Source organism: uncultured Algibacter sp. (assembly GCF_905480415.1).
In the GTDB taxonomy this organism is placed as follows: domain Bacteria; phylum Bacteroidota; class Bacteroidia; order Flavobacteriales; family Flavobacteriaceae; genus Algibacter_B.
This window is the reverse complement of sequence record NZ_CAJQQI010000045.1, coordinates 1-4,500: the sequence shown is the minus strand read 5'-3', so window position 1 is coordinate 4,500 and position 4,500 is coordinate 1. Positions and strand designations below refer to the sequence as shown.

Below are 4,500 nucleotides of genomic sequence, written 5' to 3'. Positions count from 1 at the left end.
AATCAGCAGTAAAGATTACATCACATTAAAAACTAACAACAAACTTTATATCTTAAATCGATTAGGAAAAACAAGAGTTAAACCGAAACAATCTTTTCCTTATTCAAACCAACCCGTTTTCTTATATAATAACACATTTACTACAACCAGTGCCTCTGGTGATTTGATTTCAGTTGATGCAAAAGGAAATGTTTCTTCTACAAACTTAAACCTTTCTGAAAATCATCATATTGAAACTACTAGTAAAACCTTAGTTGCACAAAGCGAAAACAAGCTTTATATCAAAAGTAAAACTACAGAGTTAGATTTTGGAGATTACTCGAGTCCAAAAATTTTCTACATTAATAATAAAATTTATGTTTCTATAACAGATTTACAATCACATAAAACTTATTTATATGATAGTCAGTCTAAATTACTTCCAAATTTCCCTGTTTATGGAAACTCGACAATAGACCTTGACAATATTGATAAGGACAGAAATTTAGAGTTTGTTACTAAAGGAGAAAATAACGCTATAATTTTATATCAAATAAATTAATTTATTCGCTATTCATATAGCTACTTATAAAATTATTTTGAAAATTAACAATACATTCTTGTGGATAAAAAAACTAATCTTTATCTTTAAGACACCTATTAATCAAATACTTACAAATAAAATTATCAAAAAACGCGAAAAGCATCCTGTTCTTTTGGATGGCTTTTGTTATGAAGCGCAAAATAGACATATAGAATTTGTGAAAATATTAATAAAATAAAAATAAAGGTTTTTAATCAACAAAAGCAAGTCCTCGAATCTTGAGCGCCAAAGTGTAATGCTTTGGTGCTCTTTTTTTGTATACAACTAAATAAACTTTAAAATAACTGATTACATCCGCCTCTGTTTCCTGTAGGTGAAATATAATTCAAATTTATTTTCAATCATTTTAAAATTCATTTGGTTTAATTTCAGGTAAATTTAATAGTATTGCAGTCTTAATAAAACACACATGATCTCAAGAAAAAACGCTTCCATTTCAAAATTTATAATTCATAAGGTTGGTAATAAATTTAATGACACTAAAAATGCCTTTTCAGAAAATTTAGTAGATTTTGATGAAGCTAGTTACGATTTAATGTTACCCTTTTTATTAAGACCATTCGGCAGCGTTGTACAGAGTTATCGATTTAATCATCATGCCAATATTTCTTTAAACGAAATTAACAGCTATTGCACACAATTGTTTAATGATGAAGATGGGTTCGTAGAACTTTCAAAACATATAGTAACTCATTTATATGAGCAATCTAGTTCTGCACAAATAAAAACAGGCGATGTCTTAATTGTTTTGTTTGAAGGTATTGAGTTTAGAGATATGACCACTAACGCCATTGGCATTTTCAAAATTGAAAGTAAAGTGAATTTCTTTCAAACGTATTTGGAGAATAAAAGTTACGATGTTTTAGTACAGAAAGGGATCAACTCTAAAAAAGTAGATAAAGGTTGTTTAATTTTAAATCAAAGTGATACTGAAGGCAACATTATTTTAAGTGTAGATAATAATAGTTACGATGCTCAATATTGGATTAATCATTTTTTAAATATTAAATATGCGGATGATGCTAATAACCATACACAACAGTATATTGAGTTATGTAAAGACTTTTCAACGGAAATCATAAAAACCAGTTACGGTGCACAAGAACAAAATACCTTTTTAGCTAAAACTATCGACTTTTTTAAGGAAAATGAAGTCGTTAATGTAGAGCGTTTTAAAGAAGAGCTATTTGAAGAAGACAAGCATAAAAGAGAATTTGATAATTTTAAAAAGGATTTTGAAGGTGAACAAAATTTAGTAATTAGAAATCAGTTTGATGTTGCAGAAGCTGTTGTAACCAAAGAAAAGCGAAAAATAAAAACGGATATTAAGCTAGATACCAACATACAAATAAAGTTAGATATTGACTCCCCAGACGCCTCTTCTGAATATTTAGAACGCGGTTATGACGATGAAAAGAAAATGCATTATTACAAAGTGTTTTTTAATGCAGAGAGTTAATAAGAATCTTTATAAATTATCTTTACAACAGACAAAAAAGTCAACTATTAATTAGTCTTTTTTTTGTTTTTCAGTAACTTGTGTCTGCAAAAACACATTAGAATGTCAAAAGAAATTAAATTTAACTACGAGGAAGAACTCGCTATACTCCATACCGAGTTAGTACATCTTCAAGAATGGGTGAAAAAGCAAGGTTTAAAAGTAGTTATCGTTTTTGAAGGCAGAGACGCTTCGGGTAAAGGCGGCACGATAAAACGATTTACAGAACCTTTAAATCCACGTGTTTGCAAAGTTGTGGCGTTAGGGGTTCCTACTGAAAGAGAAAAAACACAGTGGTATTTTCAAAGATATGCACAATACTTGCCGGCTGCTGGTGAAATTGTTCTTTTTGACAGAAGTTGGTACAATAGAGCTGGCGTAGAAAAGGTTATGGGTTTTTGTTCAGATGATGAGTATAATGAATTTTTAAGATCTTGTCCGGAGTTCGAACGTATGCTTGTAAGATCTGGAACTATTGTTTTAAAATATTGGTTTTCAGTAAGTGATGACGAACAAGAAAAGCGTTTTAAAAACAGAATAGGTAATCCATTAAAACGTTGGAAATTTAGTCCAATGGATTTAGAATCTCGTGCTAGATGGTTAGAATATTCAAAAGCCAAAGACAATATGTTTGCACATACAGACACCAAGCAAGTGCCTTGGTTTGTTGTAAATGCTGACAACAAGAAGAAAGCACGTTTAAATTGTATTAGCCATGTTCTGAGCATGATTCCTTACGAAAAAATGGATGTTAATCCAATTGAACTTCCTGATTTACCAGACTATAAAGCATATGTTCGCCCACCAAAAGATTATCAAACTTTTGTGCCTGATAAGTATTAAAAACCTTGAGTTTATAAATGTTTTCAACTACTTTCATTTAAAGTCCGATATAAAAAATTGAAATATTGTTACACCCACCTTTGTTAAACGAACCAAAACCTAAAATCACATTTAAAAGTAACAAAAGAGTGATTCATATTTTTAAATTTGTTTTATTTTTAAAGAAAACATAAGTTCATTATAAATCTCACCTTATCTTTTATGAGCAACATTTTATCAATAGCATTCCTATGTATAGCTTTAAATATTCAAGCTCATGGTTTTTATACGGCAAAATTATTATTAGTAAATGGAGAAACTATTGAAGGCGTAGCTACTTTACCCCAAAATAGGCATCATAATAACTCTATAAAAGTAAAAAAGAATGGAAGTGAAATAGCTTTAAGCATTGAAAGTGATGAGATCTATCAAATTTTATACACAATTTATAATGGCAATAAATATCTTTTTGAGAGAAACAACCTCGGATTAACGCCCGAGCCATTTAAAAAACATAGAAGTAGTTCTTTGTCTGAAAAAGAATGGTTTTTGGTAACCTATAGTCATCCTTTAATTAAAGCTTACATCAGTACTCAAACTTTTTATTTAGACAAAAGAAAGGGCATAATTACAACTCATAGCTACGAAGGAAGAAATATCAATTTTGGCACAAGCTATCTACTCAAACGTCCAAGTGAAAAAGCGCCAACAGTAATTAGTATGTTTAATTTAAGTAATTCAAAATTCAGAAAATGGGCATCAGATTATTTTAAAGGAAACACAGAATTAGTTTTACGAATTAAAAACAAAGAATTTAAGGGTTTTCAATTAGACCAGCTCGCTTTAGCCTATATTTCTTATAAATAAATTAAGTCGCCGTTTGAGATACCTTTTTAGTATTAATTCTAATTAAAACCATTAAACTCCGCCTCAAAAAGCGCAGCAAAATGCTTTAAAAGTTTTTCTTTTACTTCAGCCTCATCTATTGATTTTTTTCCAAGCTCAACATTTAGTGAAGTCACCGCTTTACCACGAATTCCACATGGAATCATTAAATCGAAATAGCCCAAATCTGCGTTTACATTGAGAGCAAAACCATGCATGGTAACCCAACGACTCGCACGAACGCCCATGGCGCAAATTTTACGTGCAAACGGTGTACCAACATCTAACCAAACCCCTGTTTCTCCTGGGCTTCGTTCTGCCTTTAAACCATATTCAGCAAGCGTAAGAATAATCACTTCTTCTAAAAAACGAAGATATTTATGTATGTCAGTGAAAAAATTATCCAAATCCAGAATAGGATACCCAACAATTTGTCCAGGCCCATGATAGGTAATATCGCCTCCACGATTCACTTTATAAAAAGAGGCGTTTTTAGCCTTTAATTGTGCTTCATCAACCAACAAATTTGACATGTATCCACTTTTACCTAAAGTAAATCGTGGAGGTGATATTACTTATCATGGTCCAGGGCAAATTGTGGGATATCCTATTTTGGATTTAGATAATTTTTTCACTGATATACATAAATATCTTCGTTTTTTAGAAGAAATGATTATTCTCACGCTTGCTGAATATGGTTTAAAGGCAGAAC

3 protein-coding genes and 3 pseudogenes are annotated in these 4,500 nt (G+C 30.7%); 5 read left to right on the top strand and 1 reads right to left on the bottom strand.

Going from position 1 to position 4,500, the window contains the following annotated elements:
- The 4 genes and pseudogenes from QZ260_RS03735 to QZ260_RS03720 all read left to right on the top strand — a co-directional run.
- A pseudogene (locus QZ260_RS03735) lies at positions 1 to 541 on the top strand (ribonuclease HII); the annotation flags it as partial.
- A gap of 451 nt (positions 542 to 992) precedes the next feature.
- On the top strand, positions 993 to 2,042 hold the full coding sequence (locus QZ260_RS03730; protein ID WP_295982861.1) for a nucleoid-associated protein: 1,050 nt from the start codon (positions 993 to 995) through the stop codon (positions 2,040 to 2,042).
- Positions 2,043 to 2,144: 102 nt separating this feature from the next.
- A complete protein-coding gene (gene ppk2, locus QZ260_RS03725) occupies positions 2,145 to 2,924 on the top strand; it encodes a polyphosphate kinase 2 (RefSeq protein ID WP_295982859.1) in 780 nt (259 codons plus the stop codon).
- A gap of 201 nt (positions 2,925 to 3,125) precedes the next feature.
- Positions 3,126 to 3,770 (top strand): hypothetical protein, encoded by a 645-nt coding sequence (locus QZ260_RS03720; RefSeq protein ID WP_295982857.1) that lies wholly within the window; start codon positions 3,126 to 3,128, stop codon positions 3,768 to 3,770.
- A gap of 38 nt (positions 3,771 to 3,808) precedes the next feature.
- Here the strand turns inward: QZ260_RS03720 and lipB are convergent.
- Positions 3,809 to 4,345, bottom strand: a pseudogene (gene lipB, locus QZ260_RS03715) (lipoyl(octanoyl) transferase LipB); the annotation flags it as partial.
- On the opposite strand from lipB, the pseudogene QZ260_RS03710 reads away from it, so the two are divergent.
- Positions 4,320 to 4,500 (top strand): annotated as a pseudogene (locus tag QZ260_RS03710) (lipoyl(octanoyl) transferase); the annotation flags it as partial. The pseudogenes lipB and QZ260_RS03710 overlap by 26 nt on opposite strands.